Source organism: Paenibacillus sp. BK033 (assembly GCF_004345425.1).
Classification (GTDB): domain Bacteria; phylum Bacillota; class Bacilli; order Paenibacillales; family Paenibacillaceae; genus Pristimantibacillus.
Map to the genome: position 1 here is coordinate 179,494 of NZ_SLVP01000002.1, position 16,357 is coordinate 195,850.

Below are 16,357 nucleotides of genomic sequence, written 5' to 3' on the forward strand. Positions count from 1 at the left end.
CTTTTTTTCCTCCTAGAGTATTATTGCAATTTTTGAATGCGGTCCCATTGGCTTACGATATCCGTTACCCGTACACCAAAGTTCTCGTCAATGACGACAACCTCTCCCTTGGCGATCAGCTTGTTGTTCACCAGGATGTCGACAGGCTCGCCGGCGAGCTTGTCCAGCTCGATAATGGAGCCTTGGGACAGTTCCAGAATATCCTTAATTTGCTTTTGGGTCCTACCTAATTCTACGGTAACTTTAAGCGGTATGTCGAGAAGTAAATTGAGGTTTGTCTCATCTGTTTGCACATACGGCGCTTGGTTGAAGTTTGCGAACTGTACCGGCTGAACGTTTACGTTCCGGTTTGCCGCGTGACCATAGGTCTGAGGTCCCTGTGGCTGCATCGGAATATCGAATGCCGCGCCTTGCTGGTAAGGATTATAGGGCTGATTATATTGGGATGCCGCAGCCGCCGGAGCTTGCTGATACGGATCTTGATAAGCCGGCTGCTGAGCTGGCGCAGGCGTTGGCATTGCCGCAGGTGCCGGAGTTGGCTCAGGCGCTGGAGTCGGCGGAGCCGGAGCCGCCTGGATCTCTTCCTGAACGTCGCCCATCAGAATGGCCACCATCTGCTTAGCAAACGGTACGGGCAGAAGCTGCATGATGGTGGAATCTATCAAATCGCCAATCGTCAACCGGAAAGAGATTTTGATAAACACGTCTTCAGGCGGGAGCTGCCCCATTCCGCCGCCGCTGTCCACATTCAGAATGTCGATGCCCGGAGGCGAAATATTAACGAATCGGTTAAAAATCGTCGACATTGATGTTGCGGAGGAGCCCATCATCTGGTTCATCGCTTCCTGAACGGCGCTGATATGGATCTCATTCAGTTCCTGAAGCGTTACATCGCCTTCTCCGCCGAGCATAAGGTCCGCGATGACTTGCGCGTCCTTCGTTTTGATAACCAGCGAATTAATCCCCTGGAAGCCGTCTACGTACTGTACGCTGACCGCAACATGAGGCTTGGGAAACTCGTTTGCAAGATCCTCGCGTTTAATGAAGGTAACCTGCGGCGTAGTAATATCGACTTTCTTGCCAAGCAAGGTCGATAAAGCCGTAGCCGCGCTGCCAAACGTGATATTGCCGATTTCCCCCAGAGCATCCTGCTCGATCGAAGACAAGAAGTCCGACAGCTGATATTCGGAAGCCTGCGGCTGCGATGAGGCGAGCTCGCTGGCTGTCTGATTAAGCAACGCGTCAATTTCCTCTTGCGATAAATAATCTTTACTCGTCATTTTCTTCTTCCGCTCCTTCGCTGACAACTTGATCCACTTGCACGGCAATCCGATCCTTGACGGAGCCCGGGCTTCCGATAAACTTCAGCTTCTCGCCAACCTTGATGCGAAGTCCGTCCTCTATCGGTTTATTTAACGAAATGACGTCCCCAATCGCGAGACCCAAAAACTCCTTGATCGTAATAACCGATTCGCCAAGCTCGGCAACGATTGGAAGCTTCGCTTTGCTTACTCGCTGCTCCAGCATCTCAACTTCCTCCGGAATCCTCTCTTTCTTCTGAGAGACGAACCAGTGGTGAGCAGACAACCGCGGCATAATCGGCTCAATGACGACATGAGGAATACACAGATTGATCATCCCCGTCGTATCGCCGATCTTCGTGCTAAGCGAGATCAGTGCGATTGTTTCGTTAGGCGAGACAATCTGCATGAATTGCGGATTCGTCTCCAGCGCCTCCAGGCGAGGCGATATGTCTATGATCGTCTTCCATGCTTCCTGCAAGCTTTCAAACGCCCTGGCGAAGATGCGTTCCATAATAATGGTCTCGATCTCGGTCAGATTGTTGATCTTGGAAGGCGCCATCCCCTGCCCGCCGAGCATCCTGTCGAGCATGGCGTAAGCAACGTTGGGATGAACCTCAAGCACCATGCGCCCTTCCAGCGGCTCCGCTTCAAATATGTTTAGAATCGTCATCTTCGGAATCGAGCGGATAAATTCATCGTACGGCAGCTGCTCGACCTGCACGACATTGATCTGAACGAACGTCCGAAGCTGCGCTGAGAAATAGGTTGTCAAATATCGCGCGAAGTTTTCGTGTATGCGTGTTAAGCTTCGTATGTGATCCTTCGAGAATCGAGTAGCGCGCTTGAAATCGTAGACTCGTACTTTTCGCGTAACCTCTTCTTTTTTCAGTTCATCCGCATCCATCTCACCTGATGATAAAGCGGCCAGCAGCGCGTCTATCTCATTCTGCGATAATACATCAACCAATCCTCTCACCCCCTTCAAGGAATGTCGGCAACAAGCTTATAACTGCTGCATGATAAAATTCGTAATTTCTACTTTAACCAGCTTCTTTCCCTCCGGCAGAATCGGATTAATTAGATTCAGAAGCTTCGATTCAAGCATATCCTCGCCTTGCGAGCCGTTAAGCTCGGCCGCCGTCAAATCGGCAACCGTACGGTTAATGATCGGCCGCACCTCAATCTCGAGAATCTTGTCGAACTCTTCCTTCGTCTTCTTGCTGTCCAGTTGGAACGCAAAGCTCATAACGACGACATAGTCCGAATCTTTCAGGTTGCGTTTGAAATCCTTCAGCTCGGAAGTAACGGACACCAGTTCGTCGGCGGAAAGCTGCTTCACCGTAACGGGAGCTTTTTCCGGGTCGGGCTGATCGGTGGTGTCATTAAAAAACGATTTGTACATAATGATGGCTACGATTGCGATCAGCGTAATTGCTAGCAAAGTAGTGACTAGCCATGGCAACATTTTTTTCATCTCTAAGGACCCTCCGTATGTTCGATCTTCTGGGTCGCTGCAAGAACGCCGATTGAACGAATATAACTCTGAATTAACTGCACCAGCTCGGCTGCGCTCTCCGTTACGATAAACTTTTTACCCGTGGTAAGCGTAATAATCGTATCCGGAGTTTCTTCAATCAATTCGATAAGAAGAGCGTTAATCATCAGCTTCGAGCCATTCAATCGAGTTACGGTAATCATAAGCTCCCCCCTCGCCGATTCGGGGGCTGAGAGCAGCCCCCTTCAGTCATGAACGATAGCTATTGCCCGATGTTATTAACGTTTCAGGTTAACAACCTCTTGCAAAATCTCATCGGATGTTGTGATGATGCGGGAATTCGCCTGGAAGCCGCGCTGCGCAACGATCATCTCGGTGAATTCGTTTGTCAGATCGACGTTGGACATCTCCAGCTGGCCCGCAATGATAGCGCCCGTGCCTAATTCAGCATCATCTGCCGTTACAATCTCGAATTCGCCGTCCGGATTCGCATTGGCCGTTACCCGGTACAGATTGCCGCCTACTTTCTCCAGGCCGCTCGGGTTGACCACTTTCACGACCCCAAGCTGGGCAACGGCTTCCGTACCGTCCGCTGTCACGGCCAGAATCGAACCGTCTTGTCCGATCGAGAAGGAAGTTACATCCTCTCCAAGCACGATTGGCTCACCGTCGGAGGACAGAACAAACATGCCGTCGGCATTAACGAGCTGTCTATTGCCATCCAAGGTGAAGTTGCCTGCGCGTGTCAGATAAGTAGGAGAATCGCCTCCGGCGGATACCGCGAAGAATCCGTCACCGTCAATGCGAAGGTCGGTTGGCACGTTAGTTGTCATTGCGCTGCCTGGCGTATGGATGGTATCGATCGAGGAGATCGTAACGCCAAGACCAATCTGCTTCGCGTTGACGCCGCCCTGCTCTCCTTCGAGAGATGCCGTAACGCCTGAAGTGGTCTGGCTCAGAATATCACTGAACATAACCCGGCCGCCCTTGAAGCCTACCGTGTTGACGTTCGCGATGTTGTTGCCGATGACGTCAAGCTTTGTCTGGAAACCGCGCATACCCGATACGCCGGAATACATGGATCTAAGCATTTATATAACTCCTCCTAAAAAGAAATAGCACCCAAATGAACATCTGTATGCCCATTTGTGATGATTCTTGCTTCGTAAGCATTTCCTTAAAGAATTACCCAAATGGACTTCTGGATCTCTTGCGGAATGGCTGCGTCAGTCGGTCGGCAGCCAAGGGCCTCCTAATCGGTCCAGCCCTAGCTTAAGATCACCGCACTGTCGATATTCGTAAACACATTGCTTTGCATTTGATTGCCGTCCATCGCAGTGACTACCGTCCGGCTTGGAACGTTTACAATCATCGCAATATCTTTCATGACGATTAAGGAATCCTTCGCACCCTTGGACTCGGCTTCATCCACCGCATTCATAATCTTTGTCAACGATTCCGGCTGCAGCTGAATTCCGCGCTGCTTCATGCGCACTTCGGCATGCTGGCTGAATTTCAGCACCTTGGCATCAAGCATATCCTTGAAGCCGCCGGCTTGCTGCGGACGCGGAGCGGTATTCTTGGCACCGGCCAGGGGCGGCGCTCCGACGGGAAACAGATGGCTGATTTTCACTCCGTCACTCATACGGAACCATCTTCCTGTTCGGACGAACTTGATTTTTTATCTGCCGCTGCGCCTGATTCGGAATCGGATTCATCGCTGCCGTCCGGTTGATTCGCTTCGGGCGCTTTATCGGATACGGTGACCACGTCGCTAAGCTTAATCATCGTTTCATCCGCGAATTTGGCATACAAAGTACCGTCCTGAGAAACGATTGAATTTACCGTGTCATACATCAGCTTGGTTTCGCCAGCGTCATCCAGCTCATACCAGGAAACGGTTTTGCCGATCATCGAAGATGCCGTGCCCAGATTTTGATTGAGCTGAGAAAGCTGATCCGACATATTCATTAGCTGCTCGACAGAGGTAAACTGCGCCATCTGCGTAATGAATGCGGCATTATCCTGCGGCTGAAGCGGATCCTGGTTTTTCAGCTGGGTCACGAGCAATTCCAGAAACGCATCTTTGCCAAGCGCATTTTTATCCGTGTCCTTGCCTGCTGCCTTCACGTTCGAAGTGCTATAGTTCGGCCACATGACTTTCGAAGATACTGTCGCCATAAACTCACCTCCATCCTACACGCGTACCGTCTAAGGAGCATTTGATTAAGCCGTCACATTGACAGCACGTCCGTAGCCTAAATCTTGTATCGCCTGCTGCTCGGCAACATCAGACTCAAAATCCTCCTGCATTCCGTCGCCTTTGGATTTATTTTGATTTGAAAAAGCCTGCTGACCGGTTCCTTGGCCATGCTGGCCGTTGGATAAGTGCGCGGCCGACTGGCCGTATGTTACTTCGAGCTTGTCGACTGACAAGCCTTGTTGCTGCAAGGCAACTCTCAGCTGCGCCATCTGATTGTCAAGCGCATCCTTAGCGCTAGCGTTATCCGCATGGAACAAAGCCGTAAGCTGTCCGTTATGCATCGTTATCCGCACATCAACCTGTCCAAGCTCTTTAGGAAACAGCTGAATGGTTGCTTCCGACATCCCGTTGCCATGCTTGATATCCAGCTTCTGAATAAAATCCTTCATATTGTCCGCGAAATCGGTAACCGGAACGGACGCTTGAACAACAGGCGCCAGCTTTGCCGCATGAGACGTCGTTTGACGTATGACATCGGCGTAAGTCTGACCGGTCGTTACTGTCGGTACCTGCTCTTCCGGTTCACTGGATGCTTCCGTCTCTTCCTTTGTTACTTGCTGATCGGTAGTCGCTGCTATCGCAACAGGATGTACAGCGCGCTCAGACAATCGCTGCAAATGAACGGATACTGCAGGCGCATTAGTGGCAACCGTAATTTCCGGCGCTTTCTCTGCGGATACAGCCGGGGTCTCAACCCGCGAATTCAAGTCTTTCTGCTTTTGAACGAATTGCTGCAAAACCTCAAGCTGCTGTCCGATTAATTGCACGGGCTCCTGGAGTCCGATCTGCTTCATTGTTCCTTCCTGCATGGCCGTTTGAAGCTGCAGCAAGGAATCCTGAATCCTGCCTGCGATTGCGGCCAGCTGCTGATTCGCATTCTGATCTCCTGCAAACGACTGATTGGAAGCGTCTTTAGCCTCACTCTGAAGCTGTACCGGCATCGGAATCCCGAGAATGGCTAGCAAAGCCTGCAGTTGATCCAGCATCGAAGCTGGCTGCGAAGTATCCTGATCTTGACTATCGGCCGATGGGTCGGATAAATCCGTTTTGATCTTTTCCAAATCGGCAAGCAATTGATCGATGATTTCCATCAGCTCAGCTTTCGCATCGGTCAGTATATCCGATCCCGCTACGGGACTGCTTGCCGTAGCTGTCGCTTCGCCTTCGGCAGCCTGATCTACTGCCGCTGCATCCTTCGCTGCTGCGGCTTGCGTGCCTGAAGCGGCTTGCTGTCCGTTGTCTGTCTTCCCCGCACCGGATGATGCCGCGCCGCTTTTATCCGAAGCGCCTTTGCCATCCTTCATCTGAGTGGCCAGCGTCTTTTGAAATTTGTCGTTTCCGCCAGTTTTCGCTTGCGCCGATGCGTTGCTTGTTGGCGCGGCCGGTGCCGGCGTTGCGGCTTGAGGAATGATCATCTCCATTATTTGATTCACCTCCTCTCTCTCTTAGCTGCCAGCCATCAGCTTGGACATCAGCTGTGCGGTAATGGTCTGGTTTATCCCCGACATTTCGGCCAAAATGCCGGAACGCGTCTTGTCATCCACGGTATTGAGAATACGGATAACCTTGCTTGGGCTGATGTCCGCCATTTTAATCAGAAGCTCGGCGGCGCTCTTCGCGTCCATTGCTGCGAATGTGGCGCTTAGCTGATCGCTGCTAAGCTGCGAGGCAGGCTGCTTGGTTTCCGTCGGCTTGGCTTTCTTCAGCTCGGCTTGCAGCGCGGCAATTTGTCTGTCCTTCGCCGGTACGGTATCCTTCAACGCCATCGTTGCATCGGCCGCCGTTTGCGGGTTCATTTTCTCCAGAATGCGAACCCTGTCGTCCGGTCTCATGGAATCCAGGACAAGCACCATTTCATCCATCGTCATGCTTTGCAGAATCGGCGCCGCTTTACTTGGGGTAATTTTGCTGTACATGCTTGCAAGCTCTTGGATTTTAGCCTGATAAGCCGCATCGTCCGCAGCTTTTTCTTCATTGGAAGATTTCAGCGAATCAATCTGATCCCGCATGCTTTTCAATTCTTGCTCTTGGGTTGCCTTCGTCTGGTTGGTCTGTGCAAGCTCGGCTTCCTTGTCCTGCAGCTGCGCCTGGAGCTCGTCGATCTTACGGCTCATATTGGCTGATTTCAGCTGGTCATCGTTCGCCTTTCCGTCAGCTGTTTTGGGATCGGGAAGCACATCCTTCAGATAGGGAATCGAGTTGCCGATCTCCAGCATTTGATTGCGGGTTTCCGTATTAAACAAGACATATAACGCTCCCAAAAGGACTATCGTAAACAAAATCGGCGTCATAAAAAACATCAACCGTTCGAAGCCGCTGTACCCCTGCTTCTCCATTTCCATATCCGACACTGTCATTCACTCCCTTTACCTTGCGCCGCAGATCATGATGAACGAGATACCTTGAAGCGGTTGGTAGCCATTTCATCCAGCTCGTTTTGATCCTTGATCTGCATTACATGCCGAAAACGGTCTTTGGCATGCTCCTTCGCTTTAAGCCATACCTTCTCATCCTTCATGCGATCCGCGAGGTTCGTCCGGTTGTATTCCACCTTTCGTTCAGCCTGCCTGACATCCGTAAGCTTGCTAGCAATGCAGGAATCCAAATATTCCAGATAATGCTGCATCAGCTGCAGCTCGGCGAGAGAGACAGCTTCATTGGAACTCTCGTGCTGCTTGTTTTCCCACTCCGCCCGTTTCAACCGCAGCTCCGAAAGACTTAATTCCTCCGCCTGCAGAACACCGATTGCTGAAGATAGCTGCCATTCGGCCTGCGTCTTCTCGCTTGACTTCAAGTCTACGATTTTTTGATAAGCGTATCGAAAGGTTGCCATTTACCCGTCGTCATCTCCCGTGGAATTCCTGTAATAATCTTTCCTTCGAATCGGCCAAGGTGACCTTTTCAGTTGTCTTTTGTCTTGTAAATTGATAGATGGCATCGATATTTTCGATAGCCGTATCAATTTTTTCGTTTGTGCCCCTCTGGTACGCCCCGATATTGATGAGGTCCTCCGAATCTCTATAAACAGAGAGTAACATCTTTAACTGATTTGCCGCTTCCTGATGCTCTTCGGTCACGATTTCCTTCATGACGCGGCTGACGGAAGCGAGAACGTCAATCGCCGGAAAATGGCCTTTATTCGCTAGCTGCCTGTTTAGCACGATATGACCGTCCAATATGCCTCGCACCGCGTCGGCTATCGGTTCGTTCATGTCATCGCCGTCAACGAGAACGGTATAAAACGCGGTAATCGAGCCGTTAGGCCCCGTTCCCGCCCGTTCCAGCAGCTTGGGAAGCGTCGCGAATACGGAAGGCGTGTAGCCTCTTGTAGCAGGCGGCTCGCCAATGGCTAGGCCAACTTCGCGCTGCGCCATCGCGTAACGCGTTACCGAATCCATCATCAGCATGACGTTTAACCCGCGGTCGCGGAAATATTCCGCAATCGAAGTAGCGATAAGCGCTCCCTTAATCCGGATTAACGCAGGCTGATCCGAGGTCGCAACAATAACAACCGAGCGGGCAAGTCCTTCGGGACCAAGATCCTTCTCGATAAATTCGAGCACCTCGCGTCCGCGTTCGCCAATTAAAGCAATGACGTTTACGTCTGCTGAAGTATTTCGGGCGATCATGCCAAGCAGCGTGCTTTTGCCTACGCCAGAGCCTGCGAAAATACCTACACGCTGCCCCCTGCCAACGGTAAGAAGGCCGTCTATCGCTCGGACTCCAATGCTCAGCGTCTCCTTAACGCGGGGACGCGCAAGCGGATTGCTGGGTTCATTATGGGTCGAGTAATGCTGCATGCGGCTTGGCAGAAACGATCCGTCAAGCGGCTGACCCAAACCGTCGAGCACCTTGCCTAGCAGTTCGGAACCAACCTGAACCGATAAGGGCTTTCCGGTCCCCACAACATCGCAGCCCGGGCTTATCGCATGCAGCTCGCCCAAGGGCATTAGAATAACTTTGTTATCACGGAAACCTACGACTTCCGCTTTAATCGGTTTGACGCCCTTTGCCGGGTAGATCAGGCATACGTCTCCGATGCTTGCGTCTGGCCCTTCCGATTCTACGGTAAGTCCGATAACCTGGGTGACCTTGCCGTTCACCCGGATGGGGTCAAGATGACGAAGCTGGTCGATATATTTGGAGCTGTCCAGTTTAATACCGTTCATCCGGCATGCTCCGTTCTTCATGGCTTTGGTTGGCAAGCTGTACAAGCTCGCGCTTGATCTCGGACAATTGCGTATCAATCCGTGCGTCTATGCTGCCGTAAGCGGACCGGATGACACAGCCGAAATCTTTCACCGTTGCGTCGGGAATAATCTGAAGCTCTGCCTGCGAATCGATAACAAGATTTAGTTCTTCCCTTGCGGCCTGGACAAAAGCTAACTGCCCCGGAGCAACGCAAAGGGCGATAACGCCTTGTTCCCTTCGTCTGGACAATGCTTTGCGGATAAGCTCAAGCGCCATATCGGGCGCTTCCGACAACTGCTTGCCGATTACTTTTTCCGAAATAGAGACGCTAAGCTCTACAAGGAAAGGCTCAGCCTCTTGAATAATCTGCTCGCGCATTTCGTAAGCGGATTTAAGAACGGCATTGGCCTCTTCCAGACGGCTCTCCCATTCTTGCTGCAATGCCTGCTCGGCATGCGCCCGGCCTTCGGCATAGCCTTGCTCAAAGCCTGCTTGACGGGAGGCTTCGGAATGCCTTTCGTCCTCCAGCCGTTTCTCGAGCCACCAGGCATCGATTTCGGCTTCCGCCTTTGCCAGCATTTGCTCGCATTGCTCGCCGGCTTCACGAATACGTTCTTCGGCAAAAATTTGTGCATCCGAGATGATCTGGTCGCGAATGGAGATGGTCTCTTCATCCGGCCCTGCCTCTTCAATAATCTCTTCGGTCACCGCTACTTGCTCAGCAGCATGTTTGTTAAGCCAATAAAGCTGTTTCAGCTGATCAAGCGCGATTACGCTTGAAGACTTTATCAAATTAGACAATGATATCATCTCCTCCGCCGCGGGCAATGATAATCTCGCCGGCTTCTTCTAGCCTGCGAATCGTAGCGACGATACGGGTCTGAGCTTCTTCGACGTCACGCAGCCGGACAGGCCCCATAAATTCCATTTCTTCCTTGAACGTATCGGCCATCCGTTTCGACATGTTGCGGAAGATCGCTTCGCGCACTTCCTCGCTTGCCACCTTGAGGGCGAGCTGAAGATCGGCGTTCTCCACGTCGCGAATGATGCGCTGAATCGAACGGTTGTCGATATTGACGATATCCTCGAAGACGAACATGCGTTTCTTGATTTCTTCCGCCAATTCCGGATCTTCGATCTCGAGAGCATCCAGAATGGTCCGTTCCGTACCGCGGTCCACGCCGTTCAGAATTTGAACGATCGAATCGATGCCGCCCGCATTCGTGTAGTCCTGTGTTACCGTAGCAGAGAGCTTTTGCTCGAGAACGCGTTCTACCTGGCTGATAACCTCAGGCGAGGTGCTGTCCATCAAGGCGATTCTGCGCGCAACGTCTGCCTGCTTCTCTTGAGGCAAGGACGATAAAATATGCGAGGATTGCTCGGATTGCAAATACGAGAGAACGAGCGCGATCGTCTGCGAGTTCTCGTTTTGGATAAAGTTAAGAATTTGCGTCGGTTCCGCCTTGCGGGCAAAGTCAAACGGTCTGACTTGCAGCGTCGCCGTCAAACGGTTAATGACCTCGACGGCCTTTTGCTCCCCAAGCGCTTTCTCCAGAATCTCTTTCGCATACGAGATGCCGCCTTGCGAAATATATTCCTGTGCCAGGCAGATTTGATGGAAATCGCTCAAAATTTGCTCTCTTTCCGCACTGTCTACTTTGCGGACATTGGCGATTTCGAGAGTAAGCTGTTCGATTTCTTCTTCTCTCAAATGTTTAAAGATTTGGGCGGATACTTCTGGCCCGAGCGTAATAAGCAGAATCGCCGCCTTTTGTCGACCGGTTAATCCATTAAGCGGTTTTGCCACGGGAGCCACCTCTATTCATCCACTAGCCAGGTGCGGAGCAAGTTGACGAATTCTTCCGGCTTGCGTTTGGCGAGTGTTTCGAGATTTTTTCTAGCCTGACTGTCATTGTTAACTGTTTCAAAATCAATCGTAGGGAATTCCGGCTTAGCCGGCGTTTCCATCATCGCCGCCGCTTCGGCTGCCGCTGCTTCTTCAGCCTGTTTTCTGCGTCTGCGGACAAGCATAATGGCAAGACCGCCGATAAGGGCAAGCGCTGCTGCGCCGAGACCAATCGCCCATTGCATCGACAGACCGCTGGAAGAAGTTCCCGCATCCGTAGCTGCAAAGTTCTGGCCGAGAATGGTAACCTTTTTCGCAATCATTGCGTCATCATTAACATCTTGACCGGAATCGGCCAGCTGCGCACGAACAAGCGAGCTTAGGAAATTGGTTAACTCCTGCCGGGACTGATCCGTAAGTTTGCTCTGCTCAACGCCAATGCTGATCGACAAGTCCTTCAGCTGATACGGAGCGGATTCAATCTGATTGTTAATGCGGTCGTAATCATAATTGGTCACACGCGAGCTTTGTTCGGAGGAACCGTTGGAATTGTCGGTTGCCGTATAACCGGGCACATCCGTTTCGCCTGTACCGGCTACTCCGCCTGCATTGGCCGAACCGTTCGTTGTTGTGCTGTTATCTTGCTGTTCGCTTACGATAATGCCGTTATTGTTATTGTTCTCGAGCGGTCTGACCAGGTTCTCCTGCGTGACCTTCTTGTCGAAGTTAAAGCTGCTGGCAACGCTGATTACCAGATTGTCTCCAAGCATCGGGGACAGGAACTGCTGAATATTCTTTTTCACTTCGGCTTCGTATTTCCGCTGAATCATGAAGTGGCTTTCAGCCGCATCGGTTGCCACGCCAATCTTGTTGCCGTCGATTTCGGAAGAAACCAGTTCGCCTTGGGGACTCGATATCGTAATATCCTGAATCGCAAGCTTCGGAACGGCTGTTTTCACCAGATTGTAGTATCCGTCAACCTCTTGCTGGCTTGGCCGATAACCCGGCGTAAAGTTCATCATGATGGAAGCGGACGCCTGTTCCTTCTCTTCCGGAGTCAGAAATACCGATTCCTTAGGCAGGTTGATAAGCACTTTCGAGCTCTGCACGCCCTGCATCCGGTTAAGCAATTGCTGCACTTCGCCGTTAAGCGCGTTAATGTACTTCACGTTAAATTCATTTTCGGTTTGCCCGAATGCGCTTCCGCCCTCGAAAGCCTCAAATCCGATTGAGCCGTTTTGCACCAGCCCTTGCGAACCGACGTCAACCCGGGTTCTTGTCGCTACCGCGCTAGGCACCGAGATGCTCTGACCGTCCGCGCTTAATTTATAGGGAATACCGTTTCCGTCCAGGTAAGTCATGATTGCTGCTGCATCTGTGGTGTCAAGGTTTTGAAATGCTACTTCGTAATCCGTTCTTGTGAATATGTAAGTCAAAATCACGATTGTTAACAACAATGCACCAATGGATGCCCCCAGCCCTATTTTTTGTTTTTTACCCATCTGCCCCCAAAATTGCGTGAGTCTTTGGCGGTATTGGGCGATTCTTTCGTTCACGTCGTCACCTCACTCAGCATCTGTCTGGTTCGAAAGCCCTATTACACTGACATTCGCATAATTTCTTGATACGCATCAATCACTTTATTGCGAATTTGTGTCGTCAGCTGTAAGCTAAGCTCTGCTTTCTGAGTTGCGATGAGAACCTGTGAAACGTCAACCTCGCCTATTAAGTATTTATCGTTTAGTTTATGTACTTCTTTTTCCTGTGCATCCACGCTATTCAGTGCGTTCTCCAAGTATTGCCCGAAAGAATTCATCGACTCAGCAGGTGTTGCCTGCTGCTGCGGCTTCGCAGTTTCAAGCAGCTTGTTAACGGCTTGTGCGGGATTAAGTTGCAACGGTTGAATCATGCCCGTCCCTCCGTCATCGTTATTTTACTTTACTTTCCAATTTCCAGCGCCTTCGTAAACATGGCTTTAGACGCATTCAGAGCAGTTACGTTAGCCTCGTAGGAACGAGATGCTGAAATCATGTCGACCATTTCTTTCGCCACGTCAACGTTAGGCATATGGACATATCCGTCCGCGTCCGCGTCCGGGTGAGTTGGATTATAAACAAGCTTGGTAGGCGACTGATCCTCGATAATTCTAGTTGCCTTTACACCTTGTGCTCCGGAAGTCCCATTAAGCTGCTTGTTCAGCAGATCGGAGAAAGAGGAGTTTTGCGTCATCGGTTCAAGTACGACCATCTTCCTTTTATACGGTACGAATTGGCCATTTACATAACCTGCGCGGGTTGTTTCAGCATTCGCGATGTTTGAGGAAATAACGTCCATTCGCAAACGCTGTGCGGTTAGTGCGGAAGCACTGGCGTCAAAGCTGCTAGAAATTCTCACTTCCTGTTATCTCCCTTCAATGGCAGTCTTCATCATCTTCACGTCGTGATTGATTTGCTGAATATAAAAATTGTAGCTGAGTTGATTTTTGGCCAGCAACGACATCTCGCGATCGATATCGACGTTGTTCTGATTGTTATTCATTTCGGACAAGTTGTCGGTCTGTATCTGAGCGGATGGGACTATTCCGCTGGTCCTGCCTATCGGAATATGACGCTCGTTTGTCCGCTTGCCCTGAAGCCCGGCTTGTCCTCCCATCTCTTGGCTGAGAAGCTCTTCAAACAAAACCTCCGAACGTTTGAAGTTTGGAGTGTCGACATTTGCGATGTTGTTGGCTATGACGCCTTGTCGCAATTCTGAAGCCTTGAGCGCGCCTTCCAATCGCCCAAATGATGTGCCATTCAATAGATTCACGTTCCTGTGTCACCACTTTCAGTTAGAAGATCTTTGTAAAGTATTCAACAGATTGCGAACCATTCCTTCTTTGTTCGACATTAAATTATGAAAAAAATGAGACGAAACTGTCGAGTTTTGCCGACATGATAATATTCAACAATTGTCCAAAATATTACAATAAGAAAAAAGCCCTATCTTTAAAACCAAGATAGGGCTTTTCGATGAATTTCCGGTAGGATGGTAGTCCCAGGAAATTATTGCTTAATTTTTTCCAATTCCTGAAGCAGCTGGGTATTTAAAATTTTGATGTAGGTCCCTTTCATCCCAAGCGACCTGGTTTCAATAACGCCGGCGCTCTCCAGCTTGCGCAGTGCATTAACGATAACGGACCTCGTAATACCTACCCGATCCGCAATTTTGGATGCAACAAGCAGTCCTTCCTTTCCTTCCAGCTGCTCGAAAATATGCTCCACCGCTTCAAGCTCGCTGAAGGACAATGAGCCGATCGCAACCGATACGACGGCACGGCTGCGTGCCTCCTGTTCAACCTCTTCTGCGCGTTCACGCAGGATTTCCATGCCGACAATTGTCGAACCGTATTCGGCCAGCACCAGATCGTCATCGTCGAAGGAACCGTTCGTGCGTGTCAGAACAAGCGTACCGAGGCGGTCTCCTCCCCCGGTAATCGGTACTACAGTCATAATTTCTTGTTCGCCAAGCGCCGGAAAAGTCTCGTAGACTCCTGCATCCGGAGCAACGTTTGTTACCGGTTCCTGCATGTCCAGAAATAGGCTGTTACTCACTTGCGGAAAGCGCAGTTCTTCAACAGACATCGAACGAAGCGTGTCATGGTCATAAGGATTCACGGCTGCGCAGCCCAGAACCTTACCTTTCCGGCTGACCACGAACACATTCGTCTGTATGGTGCTGCACAATACCTCAGCCATTTCTCTGAAGTTGAGCGCTTTGCCGGCTGCACGCTGCAGCAGCCGGTTCAACGTTCTTGTTTTTGTAAGTAAAGTCATTCCAAAGCCTCCCAAAGCTCATCCCAACTGCATTTCAACTACAATATATATTGACTCAAATCGCGATTTTTCGCAATGCCTCCCACTTTTTCACGCACGTACTCGGGAGTGATGATCATATGGTCAAGCGTAATATCCGGTGCTTCGAAGGAGAGATCCTCAAGCAGCTTCTCCAATATGGTATGAAGCCGGCGGGCACCGATATTTTCGGTATTGCGGTTTAAATCGGCTGCAATCGACGCAATCTCTTTGATTGCATCGTCAGAAAATTCAATCGTTATGCCTTCTGTTTGAAGAAGGGCCGCGTATTGCTTCGTTAAAGCATTTTTCGGCTCCGTCAGAATGCTGACGAAATCCTCCAGGCTAAGCGACGTTAATTCTACGCGGATCGGGAAACGTCCCTGAAGCTCGGGAATCAGATCCGACGGCTTCGCTACATGGAATGCGCCAGCTGCGATAAACAGTACATAATCGGTTTTTACCGGACCGTATTTCGTCACGACCGTGGATCCCTCCACGATTGGAAGAATATCGCGCTGTACGCCCTCGCGGGAAACGTCTGGACCACTGCCTCTGGACGGGCTGGCGATTTTATCAATCTCGTCGATGAAAATGATACCGGTCTGCTCCGCGCGGGTTACCGACTCCGCAATGACATCATCCATATTAATCAGCTTGTTGGCTTCTTCCTGAATGAGCACTTTACGGGCTTCTTTAACTGGCAGTTTACGTTTCTTGGTCTTCTTCGGCATGAACTGCCCCAGCATCTCCTGCATGTTCATTCCGCCTAGGCCATCCGGTCCTTGACCGCCAAGCATATCCAGCATCGTAGGGGTATTATCCTCAATCTCAACCTCTACGGTTTCGTTTTCGAGCTTGCCTGCTGCCAGGTCATCGCGGGCCTGCGAGCGTTTGGAGATAATCACGGCATCCTGCTCCGGCTCTTCAACCGTTTCCTTGTTGTTTTGCTGATTGCCGAACAGCATTTCGAACGGATTTTTGGATGACTTTTCTTTTACCTTGGATGGTACCAGCAAAGAAACGAGACGCTCGTTTGCGAGCCTCTCCGCTTTATCCTGGACAGCCTCGGTCTTCTCTGCCTTCACCATCCGGATGGCTGTCTCCACCAAGTCTCTTACCATCGATTCCACATCGCGGCCAACATACCCGACCTCGGTAAATTTGGTCGCTTCCACCTTAATGAAAGGCGCTTTGACCAATTTGGCCAGCCTGCGCGCGATCTCCGTTTTGCCCACGCCGGTAGGACCAATCATCAAGATGTTTTTCGGAACAATCTCATCGCGAAGCGACTCGTCGAGCATGCTTCTGCGGTAGCGGTTGCGGAGAGCAATGGCGACAGATCGTTTCGCGGGTTTTTGGCCCACAATGTATTTATCGAGCTCGGCTACGATTTGACGAGGGGTAAAACCTTGATTCACCATA

The 16,357-nt window shown here is 50.8% G+C and carries 19 protein-coding genes; all 19 read right to left on the reverse strand.

All coding sequences use genetic code 11. The features are described from left to right. Nucleotides 1–20: 20 nt before the first annotated feature. Nucleotides 21–1,280, reverse strand: coding sequence for a flagellar motor switch phosphatase FliY (gene fliY, locus EV294_RS08010; RefSeq protein ID WP_132305627.1), 1,260 nt, complete (start codon nt 1,278–1,280; stop codon nt 21–23). Further along, nucleotides 1,270–2,271, reverse strand: a complete 1,002-nt coding sequence (fliM, locus tag EV294_RS08015; RefSeq protein WP_132305628.1) for a flagellar motor switch protein FliM — start codon at nt 2,269–2,271, stop codon at nt 1,270–1,272. The genes fliY and fliM overlap by 11 nt, the downstream gene beginning before the upstream one ends. 36 nt (nt 2,272–2,307) lie before the next feature. Then, on the reverse strand, nt 2,308–2,778 hold the full coding sequence (locus EV294_RS08020) for a flagellar basal body-associated FliL family protein (protein ID WP_132305629.1): 471 nt from the start codon (nt 2,776–2,778) through the stop codon (nt 2,308–2,310). A 2-nt stretch (nt 2,779–2,780) separates the two neighbouring features. Next, the gene (locus EV294_RS08025) at nt 2,781–3,002 is read right to left on the reverse strand and encodes a flagellar FlbD family protein (RefSeq protein WP_127495824.1); all 222 of its coding nucleotides are present in this window, start codon (nt 3,000–3,002) and stop codon (nt 2,781–2,783) included. A 75-nt stretch (nt 3,003–3,077) separates the two neighbouring features. Further along, entirely contained in the window at nt 3,078–3,890 is an 813-nt protein-coding gene (gene flgG / locus EV294_RS08030) for a flagellar basal body rod protein FlgG (RefSeq protein ID WP_132305630.1), read from the reverse strand. 176 nt (nt 3,891–4,066) lie between these two features. Beyond that, entirely contained in the window at nt 4,067–4,444 is a 378-nt protein-coding gene (locus EV294_RS08035) for a TIGR02530 family flagellar biosynthesis protein (protein ID WP_132305631.1), read from the reverse strand. Continuing rightward, nucleotides 4,441–4,980 carry a flagellar hook capping FlgD N-terminal domain-containing protein gene (locus EV294_RS08040; RefSeq protein ID WP_132305632.1) on the reverse strand — a complete coding sequence of 180 codons (540 nt, stop codon included), beginning with the start codon at nt 4,978–4,980 and terminating at the stop codon, nt 4,441–4,443. Before EV294_RS08040 ends, EV294_RS08035 begins: the two co-directional genes overlap by 4 nt. Before the next feature lie 45 nt (nt 4,981–5,025). Beyond that, on the reverse strand, nt 5,026–6,483 hold the full coding sequence (locus EV294_RS08045; protein ID WP_132305633.1) for a flagellar hook-length control protein FliK: 1,458 nt from the start codon (nt 6,481–6,483) through the stop codon (nt 5,026–5,028). 24 nt (nt 6,484–6,507) lie between these two features. After that, nucleotides 6,508–7,404 (reverse strand): magnesium transporter MgtE N-terminal domain-containing protein, encoded by an 897-nt coding sequence (locus EV294_RS08050; protein ID WP_243711639.1) that lies wholly within the window; start codon nt 7,402–7,404, stop codon nt 6,508–6,510. A 41-nt stretch (nt 7,405–7,445) separates the two neighbouring features. Then, nucleotides 7,446–7,895, reverse strand: a complete 450-nt coding sequence (gene fliJ / locus EV294_RS08055) for a flagellar export protein FliJ (protein ID WP_132305637.1) — start codon at nt 7,893–7,895, stop codon at nt 7,446–7,448. Between the two features lie 10 nt (nt 7,896–7,905). Continuing rightward, nucleotides 7,906–9,231 carry a flagellar protein export ATPase FliI gene (fliI, locus tag EV294_RS08060; RefSeq protein ID WP_132305639.1) on the reverse strand — a complete coding sequence of 442 codons (1,326 nt, stop codon included), beginning with the start codon at nt 9,229–9,231 and terminating at the stop codon, nt 7,906–7,908. Then, a complete protein-coding gene (locus EV294_RS08065; RefSeq protein WP_132305641.1) occupies nt 9,218–10,054 on the reverse strand; it encodes a FliH/SctL family protein in 837 nt (278 codons plus the stop codon). Before EV294_RS08065 ends, fliI begins: the two co-directional genes overlap by 14 nt. Next, complete coding sequence (fliG, locus tag EV294_RS08070; RefSeq protein ID WP_132305643.1) at nt 10,047–11,060, reverse strand: flagellar motor switch protein FliG; 1,014 nt, start codon at nt 11,058–11,060, stop codon at nt 10,047–10,049. The genes EV294_RS08065 and fliG overlap by 8 nt, the downstream gene beginning before the upstream one ends. Nucleotides 11,061–11,071: 11 nt before the next feature. Beyond that, complete coding sequence (gene fliF, locus EV294_RS08075) at nt 11,072–12,655, reverse strand: flagellar basal-body MS-ring/collar protein FliF (RefSeq protein ID WP_132305645.1); 1,584 nt, start codon at nt 12,653–12,655, stop codon at nt 11,072–11,074. Between the two features lie 41 nt (nt 12,656–12,696). Beyond that, on the reverse strand, nt 12,697–13,008 hold the full coding sequence (gene fliE / locus EV294_RS08080; RefSeq protein ID WP_132305647.1) for a flagellar hook-basal body complex protein FliE: 312 nt from the start codon (nt 13,006–13,008) through the stop codon (nt 12,697–12,699). Nucleotides 13,009–13,037: 29 nt separating this feature from the next. Beyond that, nucleotides 13,038–13,493, reverse strand: coding sequence for a flagellar basal body rod protein FlgC (flgC, locus tag EV294_RS08085; RefSeq protein WP_132305649.1), 456 nt, complete (start codon nt 13,491–13,493; stop codon nt 13,038–13,040). A 6-nt stretch (nt 13,494–13,499) separates the two neighbouring features. Beyond that, nucleotides 13,500–13,907 (reverse strand): flagellar basal body rod protein FlgB, encoded by a 408-nt coding sequence (gene flgB / locus EV294_RS08090; protein ID WP_132305651.1) that lies wholly within the window; start codon nt 13,905–13,907, stop codon nt 13,500–13,502. Between the two features lie 236 nt (nt 13,908–14,143). Beyond that, nucleotides 14,144–14,914 carry a GTP-sensing pleiotropic transcriptional regulator CodY gene (gene codY / locus EV294_RS08095; RefSeq protein WP_132305653.1) on the reverse strand — a complete coding sequence of 257 codons (771 nt, stop codon included), beginning with the start codon at nt 14,912–14,914 and terminating at the stop codon, nt 14,144–14,146. Nucleotides 14,915–14,952: 38 nt separating this feature from the next. Beyond that, nucleotides 14,953–16,356, reverse strand: coding sequence for an ATP-dependent protease ATPase subunit HslU (hslU, locus tag EV294_RS08100; protein WP_132305655.1), 1,404 nt, complete (start codon nt 16,354–16,356; stop codon nt 14,953–14,955). Nucleotide 16,357: the final 1 nt, after the last annotated feature.

What these genes read in the sequence shown, in the direction of transcription:
- fliY (WP_132305627.1), bottom strand. Translation starts at nt 1,280, where the DNA reads ATGACGAGTAAAGATTATTTATCGCAAGAGGAAATTGACGCGTTGCTT.
- EV294_RS08020 (WP_132305629.1), bottom strand. Translation starts at nt 2,778, where the DNA reads ATGAAAAAAATGTTGCCATGGCTAGTCACTACTTTGCTAGCAATTACG.
- EV294_RS08025 (WP_127495824.1), bottom strand. Translation starts at nt 3,002, where the DNA reads ATGATTACCGTAACTCGATTGAATGGCTCGAAGCTGATGATTAACGCT.
- flgG (WP_132305630.1), bottom strand. Translation starts at nt 3,890, where the DNA reads ATGCTTAGATCCATGTATTCCGGCGTATCGGGTATGCGCGGTTTCCAG.
- EV294_RS08035 (WP_132305631.1), bottom strand. Translation starts at nt 4,444, where the DNA reads ATGAGTGACGGAGTGAAAATCAGCCATCTGTTTCCCGTCGGAGCGCCG.
- EV294_RS08040 (WP_132305632.1), bottom strand. Translation starts at nt 4,980, where the DNA reads ATGGCGACAGTATCTTCGAAAGTCATGTGGCCGAACTATAGCACTTCG.
- EV294_RS08045 (WP_132305633.1), bottom strand. Translation starts at nt 6,483, where the DNA reads ATGGAGATGATCATTCCTCAAGCCGCAACGCCGGCACCGGCCGCGCCA.
- EV294_RS08050 (WP_243711639.1), bottom strand. Translation starts at nt 7,404, where the DNA reads ATGGAAATGGAGAAGCAGGGGTACAGCGGCTTCGAACGGTTGATGTTT.
- fliJ (WP_132305637.1), bottom strand. Translation starts at nt 7,895, where the DNA reads ATGGCAACCTTTCGATACGCTTATCAAAAAATCGTAGACTTGAAGTCA.
- fliI (WP_132305639.1), bottom strand. Translation starts at nt 9,231, where the DNA reads ATGAACGGTATTAAACTGGACAGCTCCAAATATATCGACCAGCTTCGT.
- fliE (WP_132305647.1), bottom strand. Translation starts at nt 13,008, where the DNA reads ATGATTCAACCGTTGCAACTTAATCCCGCACAAGCCGTTAACAAGCTG.
- codY (WP_132305653.1), bottom strand. Translation starts at nt 14,914, where the DNA reads ATGACTTTACTTACAAAAACAAGAACGTTGAACCGGCTGCTGCAGCGT.
- hslU (WP_132305655.1), bottom strand. Translation starts at nt 16,356, where the DNA reads ATGGTGAATCAAGGTTTTACCCCTCGTCAAATCGTAGCCGAGCTCGAT.